The sequence below is a fragment of the Streptomyces sp. HNM0575 genome (assembly GCF_012726265.1).
In the GTDB taxonomy this organism is placed as follows: domain Bacteria; phylum Actinomycetota; class Actinomycetes; order Streptomycetales; family Streptomycetaceae; genus Streptomyces.
Map to the genome: position 1 here is coordinate 372,397 of NZ_JAASAG010000002.1, position 17,187 is coordinate 389,583.

Sequence of the window (17,187 nt, forward strand, 5' to 3'; positions counted from 1 at the left end):
CACATGTTCGCACGCGGGCGGAGCCGGGCGTTCACTTCACGGGCATGTGGTACGAGACGCGGAAGCGGTCCGCCGGGACGACCACGTCCGCCGTCTCCACCGGACGTCCGCCCGCGAAGAACGTGCGGCTGACGACGAGCACGTGGTGCCCGGGAACGCCACCGAGGTCGATCATCTCCTCGGCCAGCCCCGGGCGGGCGCCGACCTCCTCCGCGACGTTGTCCACGACGACATCGACGGCCGCCATCCGCTCCACCACGCCCTTGCCGCCAAGCGGCCCGTCCTCGGGGAGCACCACAGGCGTGCGGCCCGTGAGGGAGAGGGGCTCCCACGAGGTGGAGAGCATCACGGCCTCGCCCTCGGCACGGAAGACGTACCGGGTCCGCATCACGCGGTCACCGGGGGCGATGCGCAGCCGCTCCGCGATGAGCGGGCTGGCGTCCTCCTGCTCGCTGCGCGACTCCCAGTTGCCCTTCACGTCCTCGTCGGCCTGCTCCTGGCGGAACGGCGTGGAATCGCCCAGGGTCCGGAAGCCGCTGCGGACGACGCAGCGGGGAACGGGATGCTCGCGCACGTAAGTGCCGGAGCCGGAGCGGCCCTCGACCAGCCCCTCGGCCATCAGGACCTTCCGGGCCTCCAGGGCGACGGTGTCCGAGACGCCGTACTCCGCGCGGATGCGGGCCTGCGAGGGCAGCCGGGTGTGGGGCGGGAGATCACCGCCGATGATCTTCTGCCGGAGATCGCCGGCGACGCGGAGGTAGGCGGGCTGTTCACCGAATGGCACGAGTGCCCTCCCCGTTCTCGAAAGGCCGGTCCCTGAATGGGTCGCGACAGGTGGTGAAGTTGACAATGGGCAACAGCTTCGCAACTCACGGTTGTGGCTCGCAACCGACGCCCAGAGTTTCACCCGATGTGATGAGTAGCTGCTCAGCGCCTCCACACCGAGCCCGATTCGTTCACATTCCACCCCGCCGCGGCGGCCCTGTACTCGCCGCCCCAACTCCCGCACGCGCGCCGCGCTTTCATGCCCGAGGGGCGGCAGAAGACGCATGGAACGCAGACCGGAGGCAGACGCGAAAAGGCGGCCACCGCCGCGGGGGTGGCCGCCGTGCTCGCGGACGCTGCGCCGCCGGCAGCCCGGCCCGCACCGCCCGCGCCGTCAGACGTTGAACCTGAACTCCACGACGTCGCCGTCGCGCATCACGTAGTCCTTGCCCTCCATGCGGGCCTTGCCCTTCGCGCGGGCCTCCGCGACCGAGCCCGTCTCGACCAGTTCGTCGAACGAGACGATCTCCGCCTTGATGAAGCCCCGCTGGAAGTCCGTGTGGATGACACCGGCGGCTTCCGGAGCGGTGGCGCCCTTCTTGATCGTCCAGGCGCGGGACTCCTTCGGGCCCGCCGTCAGATACGTCTGGAGCCCGAGCGTGCGGAACCCGACGTGCGCGAGGGTCGCGAGTCCGGGCTCGTCCTGCCCGACGGTCTGAAGCAGCTCCAGCGCCTCCTCCTCGTCGAGCTCGGCGAGGTCCGCCTCCAGCTTGGCGTTGAGGAAGACCGCCTCGGCCGGCGCGACGAGCGCGCGCTGGCTCTCCTTGAACTCCTCGTCGGTGAGCTCGTCCTCGTCGACGTTGAAGACGTAGATGAACGGCTTGGTCGTCAGCAGATGCAGGTCGTGCAGGGGCGCGGCGGCCTCGCTGCCCTGCGCGAGACCGGCGGAGAAGAGCGTGCGCCCCTGCTCGAGGATGTCCTTGGCCTCCTGCACGGCCCTGGCCTCGCCCTGCTTCTCCTTCTTGACCCGGGCCTCCTTCTCCAGCCGGGGCAGCACCTTCTCGATGGTCTGGAGGTCGGCGAGGATCAGCTCGGTGTTTATGGTCTCGATGTCGTCCTTCGGCGAGATCCTGCCGTCGACGTGTACGACGTTCTCGTCATGGAAGGCCCGGATGACCTGGCAGATCGCATCGGACTCGCGGATGTTGGCCAGGAACTTGTTGCCCAGGCCCTCGCCCTCGCTCGCACCCCGCACGATGCCCGCGATGTCGACGAAGTCGACGGTGGCCGGCAGCACCTTCTCGGAGGAGAACAGCTCGGCGAGCGTGGCCAGCCGGGGGTCGGGCACTCCGACGACGCCGACGTTCGGCTCGATCGTGGCGAACGGATAGTTGGCCGCCAGCACCTCGTTCTTGGTCAGGGCGTTGAACAAGGTCGACTTGCCGACGTTCGGCAGGCCGACGATTCCGATGGTGAGCGACACGAGGCGACTTCCCGTAGCGAGATCCGAGGTGTGCAGAGCATGCGGCGGACGGCGCGCGCCCGGCCGGTCCACCAGTCTACGGCTCGAACTGACGGCCAATGCGTGTCCGTCCGCGGTGAACAGCGGTTACGCGGCCTACGTTGGAGCAGTGGAACAGCAGCACAGCGCTCACACGGGTGGGAAAGACCCCGGTCAGGGGCCGGGACAGGGGCCGGGGCGGAACCAGGGGAAGAGACAGGGGCGGTCACAGGAAGGGCCGGAGGAACGGCCGCAGGGGCAGCCGAACGACGAAGCGCACCGGCAGCACCGTCCCGCGCGCGGAGCGAAGACCCCCCGCACCACACAGTCGGCCGCCGCCGTGCCCGCCGGTCCGGGCGGCGTCCCCGAGCACACACCCGACGCCGGCGCCGCCTCCCGCGAACCCCGGCGGCGGCCCGTAGCAGGCGCCGTACGGCAGGAGGCCGCGGCGCTCTACCAGGCGCAGCTGCGCTTCCCGCTGATCCCCGAGCCCCTCACCGACGCCTTCTCGTGGCTGCCGCGTGCCCGCCTCACGGCGCTCGGCTGCGGCCTCATGGGCGTGGTGCTGATGGTGCTGGCGGGCGCCGCCGACGCGTGGCTGCTGGGCGGCTCGCCCACCGTGTACGGGGGTGTCTTCCTGGGCGTCAGCGTGGCCTGCGCGGTGTGGGTGCGCCCCACCGACCTGGCCGCCGCACCCGTCGCGGTGCCGCTCGCCTTCACCGCCGGACTCTTCCTGCTGGGCGGCGGCGAGAGCCGCCCCGGCTACACGGAACGGCTGACGAACCTGTTCCCCGCCCTCGCCGTCAACGCGTTCTGGCTCTACGCGGGCACGCTGCTCGCGGTGCTCATCGCGAGCACCCGAAAGATCGCGCTGATGGTGCAGCGGTCGCGCGTACGGGCGCTGATGGAGGCTGAGGACGCGGAGGAAGAGGCCGCGCAGGCCGACGAGGCGCGCTGAACCTCAGCCGTTCCCCATGGCTGCCCCCGGCCTGAACTCCGCCCGGGGGCCGCGTACTTCACCCGGCGTCGCATGCCTCGCCCGCCGTCGCGTACGCACCTCGCCGGGCGGCCGTCAGCCCGTCTTGCGGGCCGCCTCCGCGCGCAGGTCCCGGCGCAGCTCCTTCGGCAGGGAGAACTGCATGCGCTCCTCGACGGGCTGGACGATCTCCACGTCCTCCCAGCCGCGCTCCGCGAGCCACTCCAGCACCCCGTCGACCAGCACGTCGGGGACCGAGGCGCCGGAGGAGAGACCGACCGTGGTCACGCCCTCGAGCCAGGCCTCGTCGATCTCCTCCGCGCCGTCGACCAGGTGGCCGTCGCGGGCGCCGTGAGCGATCGCGGTCTCCACCAGGCGCACGGAGTTGGAGGAGTTCTTCGAGCCGACGACGAGCACGAGGTCGGCGTCCTTGGCGACCTGCTTGATGGCGGTCTGGCGGTTCTGCGTCGCGTAGCAGATGTCGTCGCTGGGCGGGGAGAGCAGATTCGGGTAGCGGCCCTTGAGGGCGTCGACGGTCTCCATCGTCTCGTCGACGGAGAGCGTGGTCTGCGAGAGCCAGACGACCTTCTCCGGGTCGCGGACGTCGACGTTCTCCACGTCGTCCGGGCCGTCGACCAGCGTCACGTGCTCGGGCGCCTCGCCGCTGGTGCCGATGACCTCCTCGTGGCCCTCGTGGCCGATGAGGAGGATGTCGTAGTCCTCCTTGGCGTAGCGCACCGCTTCCTTGTGCACCTTCGTCACCAGCGGGCAGGTGGCATCGATGGTGGCCAGCTTGCCGCGCTCGGCCTCCTCGTGGACCGCGGGGGCGACGCCGTGCGCGGAGAAGATGACGATCTCGCCCTCGGGCACCTCGGAGGTCTCCTCGACGAAGATCGCGCCCTTCCTCTCGAGCGTCTTCACCACGTATTTGTTGTGCACGATCTCGTGGCGTACGTAGACGGGGGCGCCGTACTGCTCCAGGGCCTGCTCGACGGCGATGACCGCGCGGTCGACGCCCGCGCAGTAGCCGCGGGGAGCGGCCAGCAGCACGCGGCGGCGGTCGCCGGGCGCGGCGGTGGTCTCGGGAGCGTCGGTGGTCTCGGGGGCGTCGGCAGCGGACGTTGGGGTCTCCCCGGGGCGGAGCCCGGGGGGATGCGAGGGCGTTGCAGACATGCGTCCATCGTAAGGGCGCACAGGGCGCTCGCCGTTCGACGGGCGGCAGGGAGCACCGGTGCGGCCGTGCGAACGGGGGCTGCCGGTCCGCGGGCCTCGTCCGCGGGCCTCCTCCGCAGGCCACGGCCGGGGCCCCGGTCACGTGCCCCCGCCGCGGACCGGCGTTGTCGGCGGCGGCCGTTAGTGTCCTCGTATGGCTCTCATCACCACTCCCGAGGCCCCGGTTCCCGTCGGCGAGGTCTCCAGGCTGATCGGCGGCTGGATCGACCGGCTCGGCCCGGTGTGGGTGGAGGGGCAGATCATCCAGCTGTCGCCGAGGCCGGGCGCGGGCATGGCGTTCCTCACGCTGCGGGACCCCTCGCGCGACGTCTCCATCAGCGTCACCTGTTTCCGTGACGTCTTCGACCGCGTGAAGGACGTCGTCTCCGAGGGCGCCCGTGTCGTCGTCCACGCCAAGCCGGTCTGGTACGGGCGGGCGGGCACGCTGTCGCTGAGGGCCGCGGAGATCCGCCCGGTCGGCATCGGCGAGCTGCTGGCGCGGCTGGAGCAGCTGAAGAAGTCCCTTGCCGCGGAAGGGCTGTTCGCGGCGGAGCGCAAGCTGCGGCTGCCGTTCCTGCCGGGTCGCGTGGGGCTCGTCACGGGCCGTGCCTCCGACGCCGAGCGGGACGTGCTGCACACGGCGCGCGAGCGCTGGCCCGCCGTCCGCTTCGAGGTCCGGCACACGGCGGTCCAGGGCGTACGGGCGGTGCCCCAGCTGATCGACGCGGTGCGGGAGTTGGACGGGCGCACCGATGTGGACGTGATCATCGTGACCCGCGGCGGCGGCAGCATGGAGGACCTGCTGCCGTTCTCCGACGAGCAGCTCGTGCGCACGGTCGCGGCCTGCCGTACGCCCGTGGTCTCGGCCATCGGGCACGAGGCGGACGCGCCCCTGCTCGACCTCGTCGCCGATCTGCGCTCCCGCACGCCGACGCACGCCGCGAAGGACGTCGTGCCGGACGTGGGCGAGGAGCACGAGCGTGTACGGGAGTTGAGGGCGCGGGCGTACCGCGTGATCACCGGCTTCCTCGACCGGGAGGAGCGTGGCCTCGCCGACGTGCTGAGCCGTCCCGTCATGGCCGATCCGCACGCGATGACCGAGGAGCGCGCGGAGGAGCTGGGGCATCTGCTGGCGCGCGCCCGGCGCACGCTGGGACACCGGCTGGAGCGCGCCGAGGACGAGTTGGCGCACACGCGTGCCCGTGTCGTCGCGCTCTCCCCCGCGGCGACGCTGAAGCGGGGATACGCGGTGCTCCAACGTGAGGACGGCAGCGTGATCAGGGCCGCGGAGGAGACCTCGGAGGGGGAGAAGCTGCGGGCCCGGGTCGCGGAGGGCGAGTTCGGCGTCACGGTCGGACCGGACGCTTAGGGTTGCCGTATGACCTCGGACGACACGGAGACGGAATCGGGCGTGGAGACGGAGACGGACAGGCAGCAGGCGCACTCCGCACTCAGCTATGAACAGGCCCGGGGCGAACTGGTGCGTGTCGTGCAGCAGTTGGAGGCCGGCGGCGCCACGCTGGAGGAGTCGCTGGCGCTCTGGGAGCGCGGCGAGGAGCTGGCCCGCGTATGCCGCGAGTGGCTGGAGGGCGCGAGGGCGCGGCTGGACGCCGTGCTGGAGGCGGAAGCCGAGGCAGGCGACGACGCGGATCCCGAGGGTGACGAGGCGTGGGCGGACGAGGCCGGCGCCGGGGCGGAGGAGTCGGGCCCGCTCTCCGGCGGCACCGATGCGGAGGACGCGGCAGACCGTCGCTGACCAGGACACACACAAGCGCCTGCGGTGAAGCGGAAGATTACGCGGGGTCCGTTTGTTGGCGGGGGTGTTATGAGGTCCGCCGCCTGCGGCGGGCCGTTCGTTCGTATCGACAGCGCGTAAAGGCAAGGCTTCCCCACATGACTCTCGCCCTCGACCGAACCGCCCAGGACCTGCTCTTCCGCGAGGCGCACACCGCGCACACCTTCTCGGACGAGCCGGTGAGCGACGAGCAGATACAGGCGGTGTACGAGCTGGTCAAGTACGCCCCGACCGCCTTCAATCAGTCCCCCCTGCGGATCACGCTGGTCCGCTCCGCCGAGGCCCGCGACCGGCTGCTGAAGCACATGGCGCAGGGCAACCGGCCCAAGACGTCCACGGCTCCGCTCACCGCGATCCTCTCCGTCGACCTCGAATTCCACGAGCGGCTGCCCGAACTCCTCCCGCACGCCCCGGACTTGAAGGACACCTTCTTCTCGGAGGCGGAGGTGCGGGAGACCTCCGGCACGTTCAACGCCTCGCTACAGGCGGGCTACTTCATCGTCGGCGTCCGCGCGGCCGGGCTGGCCGCGGGCCCGATGAGCGGCTTCGACCGGCACGGCGTCGACAAGGAGTTCTTCGGCGACGGGACGCAGAAGTCCCTGCTGGTGATCAACATCGGCAAGCCGGGCGAGGAGGCGTACCGGCCGCGGCAGCCGCGGCTCACGTACGAGGACGCGGTCACGACCCTCTGACTGCCCGGCCGTAGGCGCGAGTTCGGGCTGTGGGCCGGAGTTCGGGCCGTAGTCGCGAGCGGGGGCGTGAGCGGCGAGCGGGGGCGGCGAAGGTGCGGGGGAAGGGGGAAGGACTCAGCCCTTGCCGGCGCCGCCCCCGCCCCGGTCCCAGCCCGGGCTGAGCGCGGCTGCCATCGTCTTCAACTGCCCGAAGCCGGCCGTGCCGGTCACGACGGTGGTGTACGGGCGGGACCTGCCGGATCCGGTCGCGCGGTCGGATCCGTCCGCGCGGCCCCTGCCGGGAGCGTCCCCGGCCGGGGACTTCCGTACTAGCGCGTCGTACCTCCCGCCCTCGTAGCGCGTCCACTCCTCGCCGCGCACCCGCACGGTCTTCGCGGTCTTCCGCGCACCGTGCGTGACGTCCTCGATGTACTTCACGGGGCGGGGCTCGTCGCTCTGCTCCACGGCGGCGTACTGCGTGTCCGGCGTCACGAAGCCCAGGTGCCAGGCACGCCCCTCCGGGCCGTCGGCCTCGTAACGCACGGACGTGGCACGCCACTTCGACGGGAGCCCCTCGGGCGCCAGCACGGGATAGGGCGCGGCACGGCGAGCGGAGTCCAGCTCGACCTTGTAGCCGACGGGCTTGACCGGGTCGGCGCTGTCGTCGTGCGGGACGAAGAGGTAGATGAAGAACGCCGCGAGCAGGACCACGGCCAGCGACGGCACCATGCCCCGCACGGTCCGCACCCGCTGCCGCCTCTCCGCCTGCTCTGCTTCTGCTGCCACGCCCCCATGGTCGCTCATGCGGGAGCACGGCCCGTCCGCGGGGCCCTCGGACCGGGGGCGCGGGGACGGTCGGCACACGGTGGCTCTGTCGCGTACTCGGGGACATGTCCCGCTACGCACCCCTGCTCAACTGCTCATCCGTGGGGCCCCCTGCTCACTCTGACGGATGCTGGGTACCCTCGAAGCACCCTCGATTTCAGCCCGGCCGCGACTTCAGCCGAGCAGAAAGGTGTGCCCCGATGACCGATCATCAGCACCTCCCTCCCCCGCTCGACGTCAGCCCCGAGGCCCCGGACCGCAACCTCGCACTCGAACTCGTAAGGGTCACCGAGGCCGGCGCGATGGCCACCGGCCGCTGGGTGGGGCGCGGCGACAAGAACGGCGCGGACGGCGCGGCCGTGAAGGCGATGCGCCACCTCGTCTCGACGGTCTCGATGAACGGCGTGGTCGTCATCGGCGAGGGCGAGAAGGACGAGGCACCGATGCTCTTCAACGGGGAGCGGGTCGGTGACGGCACGGGCGCCGAGTGCGACGTGGCGGTGGACCCCGTGGACGGGACCACCCTCACGGCCAAGGGCATGTCCAACGCGGTCTCCGTGCTGGCGGTGGCGGAGCGCGGCTCGATGTTCGACCCGAGTGCCGTCTTCTATATGGACAAGCTCGTCACGGGCCCGGACGCCGCGGAGTTCGTGGACATCACCGCGCCGCCCGCGGTCAACGTCCGCCGCGTGGCGAAGGCGAAGGGCTGCACTCCGGACGACGTCACGGTCGTGGTCCTCGACCGTCCGCGCCACGAAGGCATGGTCAAGGAGCTGCGGGAGGCCGGTGCCCGCATCAAGTTCATCTCGGACGGCGACGTCGCGGGCGCGATCATGGCCGTACGCGAGGGCACGGGCGTGGACCTGCTGCTGGGCGTCGGCGGTACGCCGGAGGGCATCATCGCGGCCTGCGCGATCAAGTGCCTGGGCGGCACGATCCAGGGCATGCTCTGGCCGAAGGACGACGAGGAGCGGAAGCGGGCGCTCGACGCCGGGCACGACCTGAACAGGGTGCTGCACACCGAGGACCTCGTCAGCGGCGAGAACGTCTTCTTCGTGGCCACCGGGATCACCGACGGCGAACTGCTGCGCGGCGTGCACTACAGGGGCGAGCGTGCCTTCACCGAGTCGCTGGTGATGCGTTCGAAGTCCGGCACGATCCGGATGATCGACTCGACGCACAAGCTCTCCAAGCTGCGCGCCTACAGCGCCGTCGACTTCGACCGCGCGCGGTAGGCGGTAGTCAGGCCGCGTCGAGGAGTCCCGGCTGCGCACGGGCCGGGGCTCGCGAAGGCCCACCGGACGGGGCTCACCGGTCAGGAGCCACCGGCCAGGACCCACCGGACGGGACCCGCAGGACGGGACCTACCGGAGCAGCCTCTCGAAGCACCGGGACGCCTCAACCCCCGCGTACGCGCCGAAGTTCGGGATCCGCTCGTAGCCCGCGCGCGTGTAGAAGCGGACGGCCTCGGGCTGGCGGTCCCCGGTCTCCAGCCGCAGGCTCTTCCAGTCCTTGTCGCGCGCCCAGTCCTCCAGGGCCCCCAGGATCCGGGACGCGAACTCCGAGCCGCGCCAGGGCGGGGTCACGTACATGCGCTTGATCTCGCCCACGCCGTCGCCGAGTTCGCGGAGTCCTCCGCATCCCACGGCCGTGCCGCCGTGCTCGTACGCGACGAAGAACGCCACGACGTCCTCTTCCGAGGGCGCGGTACCGGGCTCGCTGTCCGTGGTGCCGTATCTCTCGGCGATCTCGACGCGCTGTCTGGCGCGCAGCGCGAGGGCGTCCGGGTCCGTCCATTCGACCTGCTCGATCCTCATGCGGCGCGATTGTGCCGGGAGCCTGTTTCGGACGCGTGAACCGGACATGCACGGCCACCGCGGCTCCAGTACGGGCCTCTGCCCTGTCCCGCCCTTGTCTGCCCGCTCTTGCCTGCCCGCTCTTGCCTGCCCGCTCTCGCCTATGACGGAATCCCATTTGCCTAAAAGCATTAGGCACATCCACAATGGCTTTCGGGCCTTCGGGCTTTCGTCGTACGAGAGGGGGCGGTCCCATGGCACGCGCGGGCCTGACCGCGGAGCGGCTCACCCGGGCCGGGGCGGAGCTGGCAGACGACGTCGGCTTCGAGCAGGTGACCGTCTCGGCGCTCGCCAGGCGCTTCGACGTCAAGGTCGCGAGCCTGTACTCGCACTTGAAGAGTTCACAGGACCTGAAGACCAGGATCGCCCTGCTCGCCCTGGAGGAAATGGCCGAACGGGCCGCCGACGCCCTCGCCGGGCGGGCCGGCAAGGACGCGCTCGTCGCCCTCGCCGACGTCTACCGCGACTACGCCCGCGAGCACCCGGGGCGCTACGCGGCGGCCCAGCTCAGGCTCGACACCGAGACGGCGGCGGCGAGCGCGGGCGTCCGGCACGCGCAGATGACGCGTGCCGTCCTGCGCGGCTACGACCTGACGGGAGAGGACCAGACCCATGCCGTACGGCTGCTCGGCAGCGTCTTCCACGGCTACGTGAGCCTGGAGCTGGGCGGCGGATTCAGCCACAGCGCGCCCGATACGCAGGAGACGTGGTCGCGTGTGCTGGACGCCCTCGACGCGCTGCTGCGGAACTGGCCCGCGCCCGGCCCGGGTTCCTGACCGCCGGGCCCGGCCGCCGAGCCTGACCACCGGACCCGGCCGACAGCGTTCCGCGCGGAGCCCGGCATGGAGTTCCGCCCCGAGGCCCCGGCCACCAGGCCCCGTCCTCAGCCCCAAGTCACCAGTCCGCAGGCCCCAGTCCGCGCTCCGGACCTCGCGCCTCGCACCCCCTACCCCGCACCCCGCACCCCGCACCGCCCACCATCCCGACCACCGACCCGACAGGCCGAGACCATGCACACCGAACACACCGAACACACCCAGCAGAACGAGCCGTCCGGACGGTCCCGCCACTCCGCCCCATCCGGGGACCGGAGCTGGATCACCACGCCCGTCACCGCTGAACTGCTGCGCGGCGCCCTCGACTTGGAGCGCACCGCGCACGGCGTGCTGCCCCACCGGCTGCCCGCGCGCGCCCGCGCGCAGTGCACCGACGCACAGCTCGCCATGGCCGAGTCCCAGCCCTCGGGCGTACGGCTGGTCTTCCGTACCCGGGCCACCGCCGTGGAGCTGGAGACCCTGCCCACCAAGCGCGTCTACGCGGGTCTGCCGGCCCGCCCGGACGGCGTGTACGACCTGCTCGTCGACGGCCGCCTCACCGGCCGGGGCAGCGTGCCCGGCGGCAGCACCCTCGCCATCGACATGGCTGCCGGGACCGCCGAGCACCGGGAGGGAGCGCCCGGAACCCTCCGCTTCGACGGCCTGCCGGACCGCCCGAAGGACGTCGCGATATGGCTGCCGCACAACGAGACCACCGAGCTCGTGGCCCTGCGCACCGACGCTCCCGTCACGCCCGTACACGACGGACCGGGCCGCAAGGTGTGGCTGCACCACGGCAGTTCGATCAGCCACGGCTCCGACGCCGCGAGTCCCACCACGACCTGGCCCGCGCTCGCCGCCGCGCTCGGCGGTGTGGAACTGGTCAATCTGGGCTTCGGCGGGGGCGCCCTGCTCGACGCGTTCACCGCGCGCGCGATGCGCGACACCCCGGCCGACCTGATCAGCGTCAAGATCGGCATCAATCTGGTCAACGCCGACGCGATGCGGCTGCGCGCCTTCACCTCCGCCGTGCACGGCTTCCTCGACACGGTGCGCGAAGGCCACCCCGCGACACCGCTGCTGGTGATCTCCCCCGTCCACTGCCCCGTTCACGAGGACACACCCGGGCCCACCGCGCCGGACCTCACCGAACTGAGCGCCGGGCGGCTGCGGTTCCGCGCCACGGGCGACCCCGCGGAGCGCGCGTACGGCAAGCTGACGCTGCGCGTCGTACGGGACGAACTGGCCCGGATCGTGCGGCAGCGCGCGGGGGACGACCCGGCCCTGCACCATCTCGACGGCCTCGGGCTCTACGGCGAGGCCGACCACGCCGGGCTGCCGCTACCCGACGGGCTCCACCCGGACGCCGCCACGCACCGGTTGATGGGCGAACGCTTCGCGAAGCTCGCCTTCGGCGCGGAAGGCGCCTTCGACGACGGCCGTGATGTCGAGGACGGCCGTGACCTTGAGGACGGCCGTGACGTCGAGGACACCTGTGACCTCGGAAAGAGCGGCCGTGAACTCGGAGAGACCGGCGCCTGATCACGGCAGGGGCACGCGGAGCGGAGCGGCGCCGTGGAGCAGAACGACCGCCCCGCTCCGCGGCCCTGCCGACGCGAGGGCCGCACCGGACGGCATCCCGCCCGGCGGCACCGCGCCGGAGGCCCGTGGCTCAGGCGATGCGCGAGACCTGCCCGGCCTCGCCCGCCGCGACGGCCGCCTCACGCCTGCGGCGCCTGGCCAGCGCCACGCGCCGTTCGGCGGCGGTCAGTCCGCCCCACACGCCGTACGGCTCGGGCAGCACCAGCGCGTGCTCACGGCACTCGATCATCACCGGGCAGCGGGCGCAGACCCGCTTGGCCGCCTGCTCGCGCGAAAGCCTCGCCGCCGTGGGCTCCTTCGAAGGGGCGAAGAACAGTCCCGCCTCATCCCGGCGGCAGACCGCCTCCGAGTGCCAGGGACCCTCTTCGTCCTCACGCGCGGCCGCTCGCGGCACGGGGACGGAGGGGGCTGCCTGAAGGGACTGACGCGGCGGTTGCAGCACGGTCTACTCCTGACGGGACGACGGGGGGTACCTTCACCCGACTTGCTGCGCACGGCAGTTCGCGCTGCCGCCGTACGACGATGCCCAGGCTCTACCCGCTGTACGCACCGGTATGCATACCGTAGGAATGCGGACGGATTCTCTGTGCGGCCTCCGTCCGCGGCCCGCCGTCCCGCCCCGGACGCGCCTTGCGCAGGGCCCGTGCCGCCTCGCGGAACCGCTCGCTCACAGCTCCTTTCGGCGACGGTCGCGCAGGTCCCGCAGCCGCTTGCCGCGCTTCGGCCTGGCGTCCACTCCGCCGAAGACGGCCGCGCCCTCGACGAGCACGACCGGGGCGTGCGGATCGTCGGACTCCCCGGTGCGCACGTCGAAGCCGCCGAAGATCCCCGCGCCCTTCTGCCGGAGCGTGACGTTCTCCGGGACGCGGATCTCGATCCCGCCGAAGACCGCGGTCGCGTTGATCTGGACGTGCTGCCGCTCGAAGACGGCCTCGGTCAGATCGATCTCGACGCCGCCGAAGCAGGCGACGGCGTTGATCTTCGCCGGGACCCGGAAGCGGCCCTTGCGGACCGAACCGCTGAAGATGGCCACCAGGTTGTCCTTCGAGTAGTCGCCGGCCGCCGGCGCCTCCGGCCGGTACTCCGCGGGTGCGGCCTCGCGCGCCGCGGACGCCTCGGGCCGTCCGACGGGCAAGTCCCTTACGAGAGGCTCCAGTTCACCGACGGTCTTGGCCTTGTAGACGGAGTCGATGCGCTCCGAGTGCTCTTCCGCGTCGATCCGGCCCTCCGCAAGCGCCTCGCGGAGGATGTCGGCGACGCGGTCGCGGTCGGCGTCCGAGGCGCGCACCGAGACGGCCGCGGACTCCGCGTCCTTGACGGCGGGCGCGGTCTCGGGTCCGGCGGGGCGGGGCTTCTTTTCGAGCGGAGAGTCAGTCACACGGGCAGCGTACCCAAACGCGATAGATCGCGACTAGACCACCGGCGGCATCGGACGGCATCGATGAGCCGCGCGCCCGGATCCCCGCCGGACCCGCGCCCCCGGTCCGCCCGGCCCGCCCGAGGCGCGCGGTCCGCCGGGTCCGCTGAGGTCGACCTCACCCCCGCGTCCACGGGCGGGCGCTCTACGCTGATGGTCGCGCCGCCCCAGCCGCGAGCCGTACGAGGATCCGCGCGAGGACCGTACGAGCCGAGCCGTACGAGAGGAAGACCCAACGATGGCCGCCAGCCCGTCCCGACCGGACTTCACGTACACCGATCTGCTCCCGACGGGCGAGGACCCCACCCCGTACCGGCTCGTCACGTCGGAGGGGGTGCGCACCTTCGAGGCCGGCGGGCGCACCTTCCTCCAGGTCGAGCCCGAGGCGCTGCGCCTGCTGGCCGCCGAGGCGGTCCACGACATCTCCCACTACCTGCGGCCGGAGCATCTCGCGCAGCTGCGCCGCATCCTCGACGACCCGGAGGCGAGCGCCAACGACCGCTTCGTGGCGCTCGATCTGCTGAAGAACGCGAACATCGCGGCCGCCGGCGTGCTCCCCATGTGCCAGGACACCGGCACGGCCATCGTGATGGGCAAGCGCGGCCAGCACGTCCTCACGTCCGGCGGCGACGAGGAGGCCCTCTCGCGCGGCATCCACGACGCGTACACCGAACTCAATCTGCGCTACTCGCAGATGGCCCCGCTGAACATGTGGGACGAGAAGAACACCGGCACGAACCTGCCCGCGCAGATCGAGCTGTACGCGACCGACGGCGACGCCTACAAGTTCCTCTTCATGGCCAAGGGCGGCGGCAGCGCCAACAAGTCCTTCCTCTACCAGGAGACGAAGGCCGTGCTCAACGAGGCGAGCATGATGAAGTTCCTTGAGGAGAAGATCCGTTCGCTGGGGACGGCCGCGTGCCCGCCGTACCACCTGGCGATCGTGGTGGGCGGCACGAGCGCCGAGTACGCGCTGAAGACCGCGAAGTACGCGTCCGCCCACTATCTCGACGAGCTGCCCGCGGAGGGCTCACCCGCCGGGCACGGCTTCCGCGACGAGGAGCTGGAGCAGCAGGTCTTCGAGCTGACGCAACGGATCGGCATCGGCGCGCAGTTCGGCGGCAAGTACTTCTGCCACGACGTGCGCGTCGTGCGGCTGCCCCGGCACGGGGCGTCCTGCCCGGTCGCGATCGCCGTCTCCTGCTCGGCGGACCGGCAGGCCAAGGCGAAGATCACCGCCGAGGGCGTCTTCCTGGAGCAGCTGGAGACGGACCCGGCGCGCTTCCTCCCGGAGACGACGGAGGAGCAGCTGACGGAGGGCGCCGGAGCGGCCAACGACGACGCGGTCCGGATCGACCTCGGCCGTCCCATGCCGGAGATCCTGGCGGAGCTGTCCAAGCACCCCGTCAAGACGCGGCTGTCCCTGACGGGCACGCTCGTCGTCGCCCGCGACATCGCCCACGCGAAGATCAAGGAACGGCTCGACGCGGGCGAGGAGATGCCGCGGTACCTCAAGGACCACCCCGTCTACTACGCGGGCCCCGCCAAGACGCCCGAGGGCTACGCGTCCGGCTCGTTCGGGCCGACGACGGCGGGCCGCATGGACGCGTACGTCGCGCAGTTCCAGGCCGCGGGCGGCTCGATGGTGATGCTGGCGAAGGGCAACCGCAGCCCGCAGGTGACCGAGGCGTGCGCCGCGCACGGCGGCTTCTACCTGGGCTCCATCGGCGGGCCCGCGGCACGGCTCGCCCAGGACTGCATCAAGAAGGTCGAGGTGCTGGAGTACGAGGAGCTGGGCATGGAGGCGGTCTGGCGGATCGAGGTCGAGGACTTCCCGGCGTTCATCGTCGTGGACGACAAGGGCAACGACTTCTTCACCGACCCCGGCCCCGCAGAGCCGTTCGTCACCTCGATCCCGGTACGAAGCGGGGCGTAGCCACCCGGCGGCAGACTCCGGTACGAACCGGGGCGTAGCCACCCGGCGGCGGCCTCGCCGGTTTGCACCTCCCCGCCGTCCTCGCGGCAGACTGCCCACAGGCCAGTGGGTACACGGGAAACCGTCCCGTACGGAGGTGCACACGGAATGAGCGACAGCCAGGAGTACCGCACCGAGCACGACTCGATGGGCGAGGTGCGCGTCCCCGCACGCGCCAAGTGGCGTGCGCAGACGCAGCGCGCCGTTGAGAACTTCCCCGTCAGCGGACAGCGCCTGGAGCGGGCCCACATCGAGGCGCTCGCCCGTATCAAGGCGGCGGCGGCGCGGGTCAACGGCGAGCTGGGCGTGCTGGAGCCCGGGTTGGCCGAGGCGGTACGCACCGCGGCCGAGGAGGTCGTGACGGGGCGCTGGGACGGCGAGTTCCCCGTCGACGTCTTTCAGACGGGCTCCGGCACCTCGTCCAACATGAACATGAACGAGGTCGTCGCCACCCTCGCCACCGAGCGCCTGGGGACCCCCGTACATCCCAACGACCATGTGAACGCGAGCCAGTCGTCCAACGACGTCTTCCCCTCCTCCATCCACATCGCCGCCACCGCCGCGGTCACCCGCGATCTGATCCCGGCGCTGGAGGTGCTGGATGCCTCGCTGTCGCGCAAGGCGGAGGAGTTCGCGGACGTCGTCAAGTCGGGGCGTACGCATCTGATGGACGCGACGCCCGTGACGCTGGGCCAGGAGTTCGCGGGTTACGCGGCCCAGATCCGCAACGGCGTCGAGCGGTTGCGGGCCTCGCTGCCGCGGCTCGCCGAACTCCCCCTGGGCGGCACGGCCGTCGGCACCGGCATCAACACCCCGCCGGGCTTCGCCGCCGCCGTCGTCGAGCGGATCGCCGCGGACAGCGGGCTGCCGCTCACCGAGGCGCGCGACCACTTCGAGGCGCAGGGCGCGCGGGACGCGCTGGTGGAGACCTCGGGCCAGCTGCGCACGGTCGGCGTGAGCATCACCAAGATCTGCAACGACCTGCGCTGGATGGCGTCCGGGCCCCGCACGGGCCTCGCCGAGATCAGGCTGCCCGACCTCCAGCCGGGCTCGTCGATCATGCCCGGCAAGGTGAACCCGGTGATCCCTGAGGCCGCCCTGATGGTCGCGGCGCAGGTCACGGGCAACGACGCGACGATCGCCGCGGCCGGCGCCTCGGGGAACTTCGAGCTGAACGTCATGCTGCCGGTGATGGCGAAGAACCTGCTGGAGTCGGTGCGGCTGCTGTCCAACGTCTCCCGGCTCCTGGCCGAGCGCACCGTGGACGGCATCGAGGCGGACGCGGAGCGCGCACGGGAGTACGCGGAGTCCTCGCCGTCCGTGGTGACGCCGCTCAACAGGTTCATCGGATACGAGAACGCCGCGGCCGCTGCCAAGAAGGCGCTGGCGGAGCGGAAGACGATCCGGGAGGCGGTGCTCGACGCGGGGCACGTGGAGCGCGGCGATCTGACCGTCGAGCAGCTCGACGAGGCGCTGGACGTGCTGCGCATGACCCGGCCGTGAGCCGGTCCGCGCGCCGTTCCGCGCGCCTGCCGTGAGTCCGGTCCGGGCGCCGGTGCCGGTGCCGATCCCGGGCGTTCCGGAACCGCTCCGGTGGGCGCCGGTGCCGGGCCGCGGGCCCGGGCGCGGGCGTGGCGCGTTCGGGCCTCGGCTGACGGCGGCGGATGGCGGGCGCACCTAGGATCTGCGCATGACAGCGGAGCGGGCAGCGGCGGGAGCGGAACGGAACGCGGAGTACGAGGGCCCCGAGGAGTACCCGGAGGACGGGGAGGCAGAG

The 17,187-nt window shown here is 71.9% G+C and carries 16 protein-coding genes; 9 read left to right on the forward strand and 7 right to left on the reverse strand.

Annotated features, from left to right (window positions below; genetic code table 11):
* Positions 1–31: 31 nt before the first annotated feature.
* Together HCC61_RS05490 and ychF are read right to left on the reverse strand one after the other, a co-directional pair.
* Positions 32–784: a GntR family transcriptional regulator gene (locus tag HCC61_RS05490; RefSeq protein ID WP_169134120.1), complete on the reverse strand. Its 753-nt coding sequence runs from the start codon at positions 782–784 to the stop codon at positions 32–34.
* A gap of 375 nt (positions 785–1,159) precedes the next feature.
* On the reverse strand, positions 1,160–2,248 hold the full coding sequence (gene ychF, locus HCC61_RS05495; protein WP_169134121.1) for a redox-regulated ATPase YchF: 1,089 nt from the start codon (positions 2,246–2,248) through the stop codon (positions 1,160–1,162).
* Positions 2,249–2,606: 358 nt separating this feature from the next.
* Between ychF and HCC61_RS05500 the strand changes: the two genes are divergently transcribed.
* Positions 2,607–3,224, forward strand: coding sequence for a DUF6542 domain-containing protein (locus tag HCC61_RS05500; RefSeq protein ID WP_169134122.1), 618 nt, complete (start codon positions 2,607–2,609; stop codon positions 3,222–3,224).
* A 114-nt stretch (positions 3,225–3,338) separates the two neighbouring features.
* On the opposite strand, the gene HCC61_RS05505 is transcribed toward HCC61_RS05500, so the two are convergent.
* Entirely contained in the window at positions 3,339–4,415 is a 1,077-nt protein-coding gene (locus HCC61_RS05505) for a 4-hydroxy-3-methylbut-2-enyl diphosphate reductase (RefSeq protein ID WP_169134123.1), read from the reverse strand.
* A 193-nt stretch (positions 4,416–4,608) separates the two neighbouring features.
* On the opposite strand from HCC61_RS05505, the gene xseA reads away from it, so the two are divergent.
* The 3 genes from xseA to HCC61_RS05520 all read left to right on the forward strand — a co-directional run bounded on the left by xseA (position 4,609) and on the right by HCC61_RS05520 (position 6,941).
* A complete protein-coding gene (xseA, locus tag HCC61_RS05510) occupies positions 4,609–5,823 on the forward strand; it encodes an exodeoxyribonuclease VII large subunit (protein WP_169134124.1) in 1,215 nt (404 codons plus the stop codon).
* 9 nt (positions 5,824–5,832) lie between these two features.
* Positions 5,833–6,210: an exodeoxyribonuclease VII small subunit gene (locus HCC61_RS05515; RefSeq protein ID WP_169134125.1), complete on the forward strand. Its 378-nt coding sequence runs from the start codon at positions 5,833–5,835 to the stop codon at positions 6,208–6,210.
* A gap of 137 nt (positions 6,211–6,347) precedes the next feature.
* Positions 6,348–6,941 carry a malonic semialdehyde reductase gene (locus HCC61_RS05520; RefSeq protein ID WP_169134126.1) on the forward strand — a complete coding sequence of 198 codons (594 nt, stop codon included), beginning with the start codon at positions 6,348–6,350 and terminating at the stop codon, positions 6,939–6,941.
* Between the two features lie 114 nt (positions 6,942–7,055).
* Here the strand turns inward: HCC61_RS05520 and HCC61_RS05525 are convergent, their stop codons facing one another.
* Positions 7,056–7,706: a DUF4245 domain-containing protein gene (locus HCC61_RS05525; RefSeq protein WP_346777039.1), complete on the reverse strand. Its 651-nt coding sequence runs from the start codon at positions 7,704–7,706 to the stop codon at positions 7,056–7,058.
* A gap of 239 nt (positions 7,707–7,945) precedes the next feature.
* On the opposite strand from HCC61_RS05525, the gene glpX reads away from it, so the two are divergent.
* Positions 7,946–8,980 (forward strand): class II fructose-bisphosphatase, encoded by a 1,035-nt coding sequence (gene glpX / locus HCC61_RS05530; protein WP_169134127.1) that lies wholly within the window; start codon positions 7,946–7,948, stop codon positions 8,978–8,980.
* Positions 8,981–9,109: 129 nt separating this feature from the next.
* Here the strand turns inward: glpX and HCC61_RS05535 are convergent, their stop codons facing one another.
* Entirely contained in the window at positions 9,110–9,562 is a 453-nt protein-coding gene (locus HCC61_RS05535; protein WP_169134128.1) for a GNAT family N-acetyltransferase, read from the reverse strand.
* A gap of 233 nt (positions 9,563–9,795) precedes the next feature.
* On the opposite strand from HCC61_RS05535, the gene HCC61_RS05540 reads away from it, so the two are divergent.
* Entirely contained in the window at positions 9,796–10,377 is a 582-nt protein-coding gene (locus tag HCC61_RS05540) for a TetR/AcrR family transcriptional regulator (protein WP_169134129.1), read from the forward strand.
* Positions 10,378–10,611: 234 nt separating this feature from the next.
* Positions 10,612–11,958 (forward strand): GDSL-type esterase/lipase family protein, encoded by a 1,347-nt coding sequence (locus HCC61_RS05545; RefSeq protein WP_169134130.1) that lies wholly within the window; start codon positions 10,612–10,614, stop codon positions 11,956–11,958.
* 130 nt (positions 11,959–12,088) lie between these two features.
* Here HCC61_RS05545 and HCC61_RS05550 read toward each other — a convergent pair whose 3' ends face one another.
* Both HCC61_RS05550 and HCC61_RS05555 read right to left on the reverse strand, forming a co-directional pair.
* The gene (locus HCC61_RS05550; protein ID WP_169134131.1) at positions 12,089–12,460 is read right to left on the reverse strand and encodes a WhiB family transcriptional regulator; all 372 of its coding nucleotides are present in this window, start codon (positions 12,458–12,460) and stop codon (positions 12,089–12,091) included.
* 225 nt (positions 12,461–12,685) lie between these two features.
* Complete coding sequence (locus HCC61_RS05555) at positions 12,686–13,396, reverse strand: DUF1707 and DUF2154 domain-containing protein (RefSeq protein WP_169134132.1); 711 nt, start codon at positions 13,394–13,396, stop codon at positions 12,686–12,688.
* A gap of 277 nt (positions 13,397–13,673) precedes the next feature.
* Between HCC61_RS05555 and HCC61_RS05560 the strand changes: the two genes are divergently transcribed.
* Both HCC61_RS05560 and HCC61_RS05565 read left to right on the forward strand, forming a co-directional pair.
* Positions 13,674–15,371: a fumarate hydratase gene (locus tag HCC61_RS05560; protein WP_169134133.1), complete on the forward strand. Its 1,698-nt coding sequence runs from the start codon at positions 13,674–13,676 to the stop codon at positions 15,369–15,371.
* 147 nt (positions 15,372–15,518) lie between these two features.
* Positions 15,519–16,913, forward strand: a complete 1,395-nt coding sequence (locus HCC61_RS05565) for a class II fumarate hydratase (protein WP_169134134.1) — start codon at positions 15,519–15,521, stop codon at positions 16,911–16,913.
* Positions 16,914–17,187 lie beyond the last annotated feature (274 nt).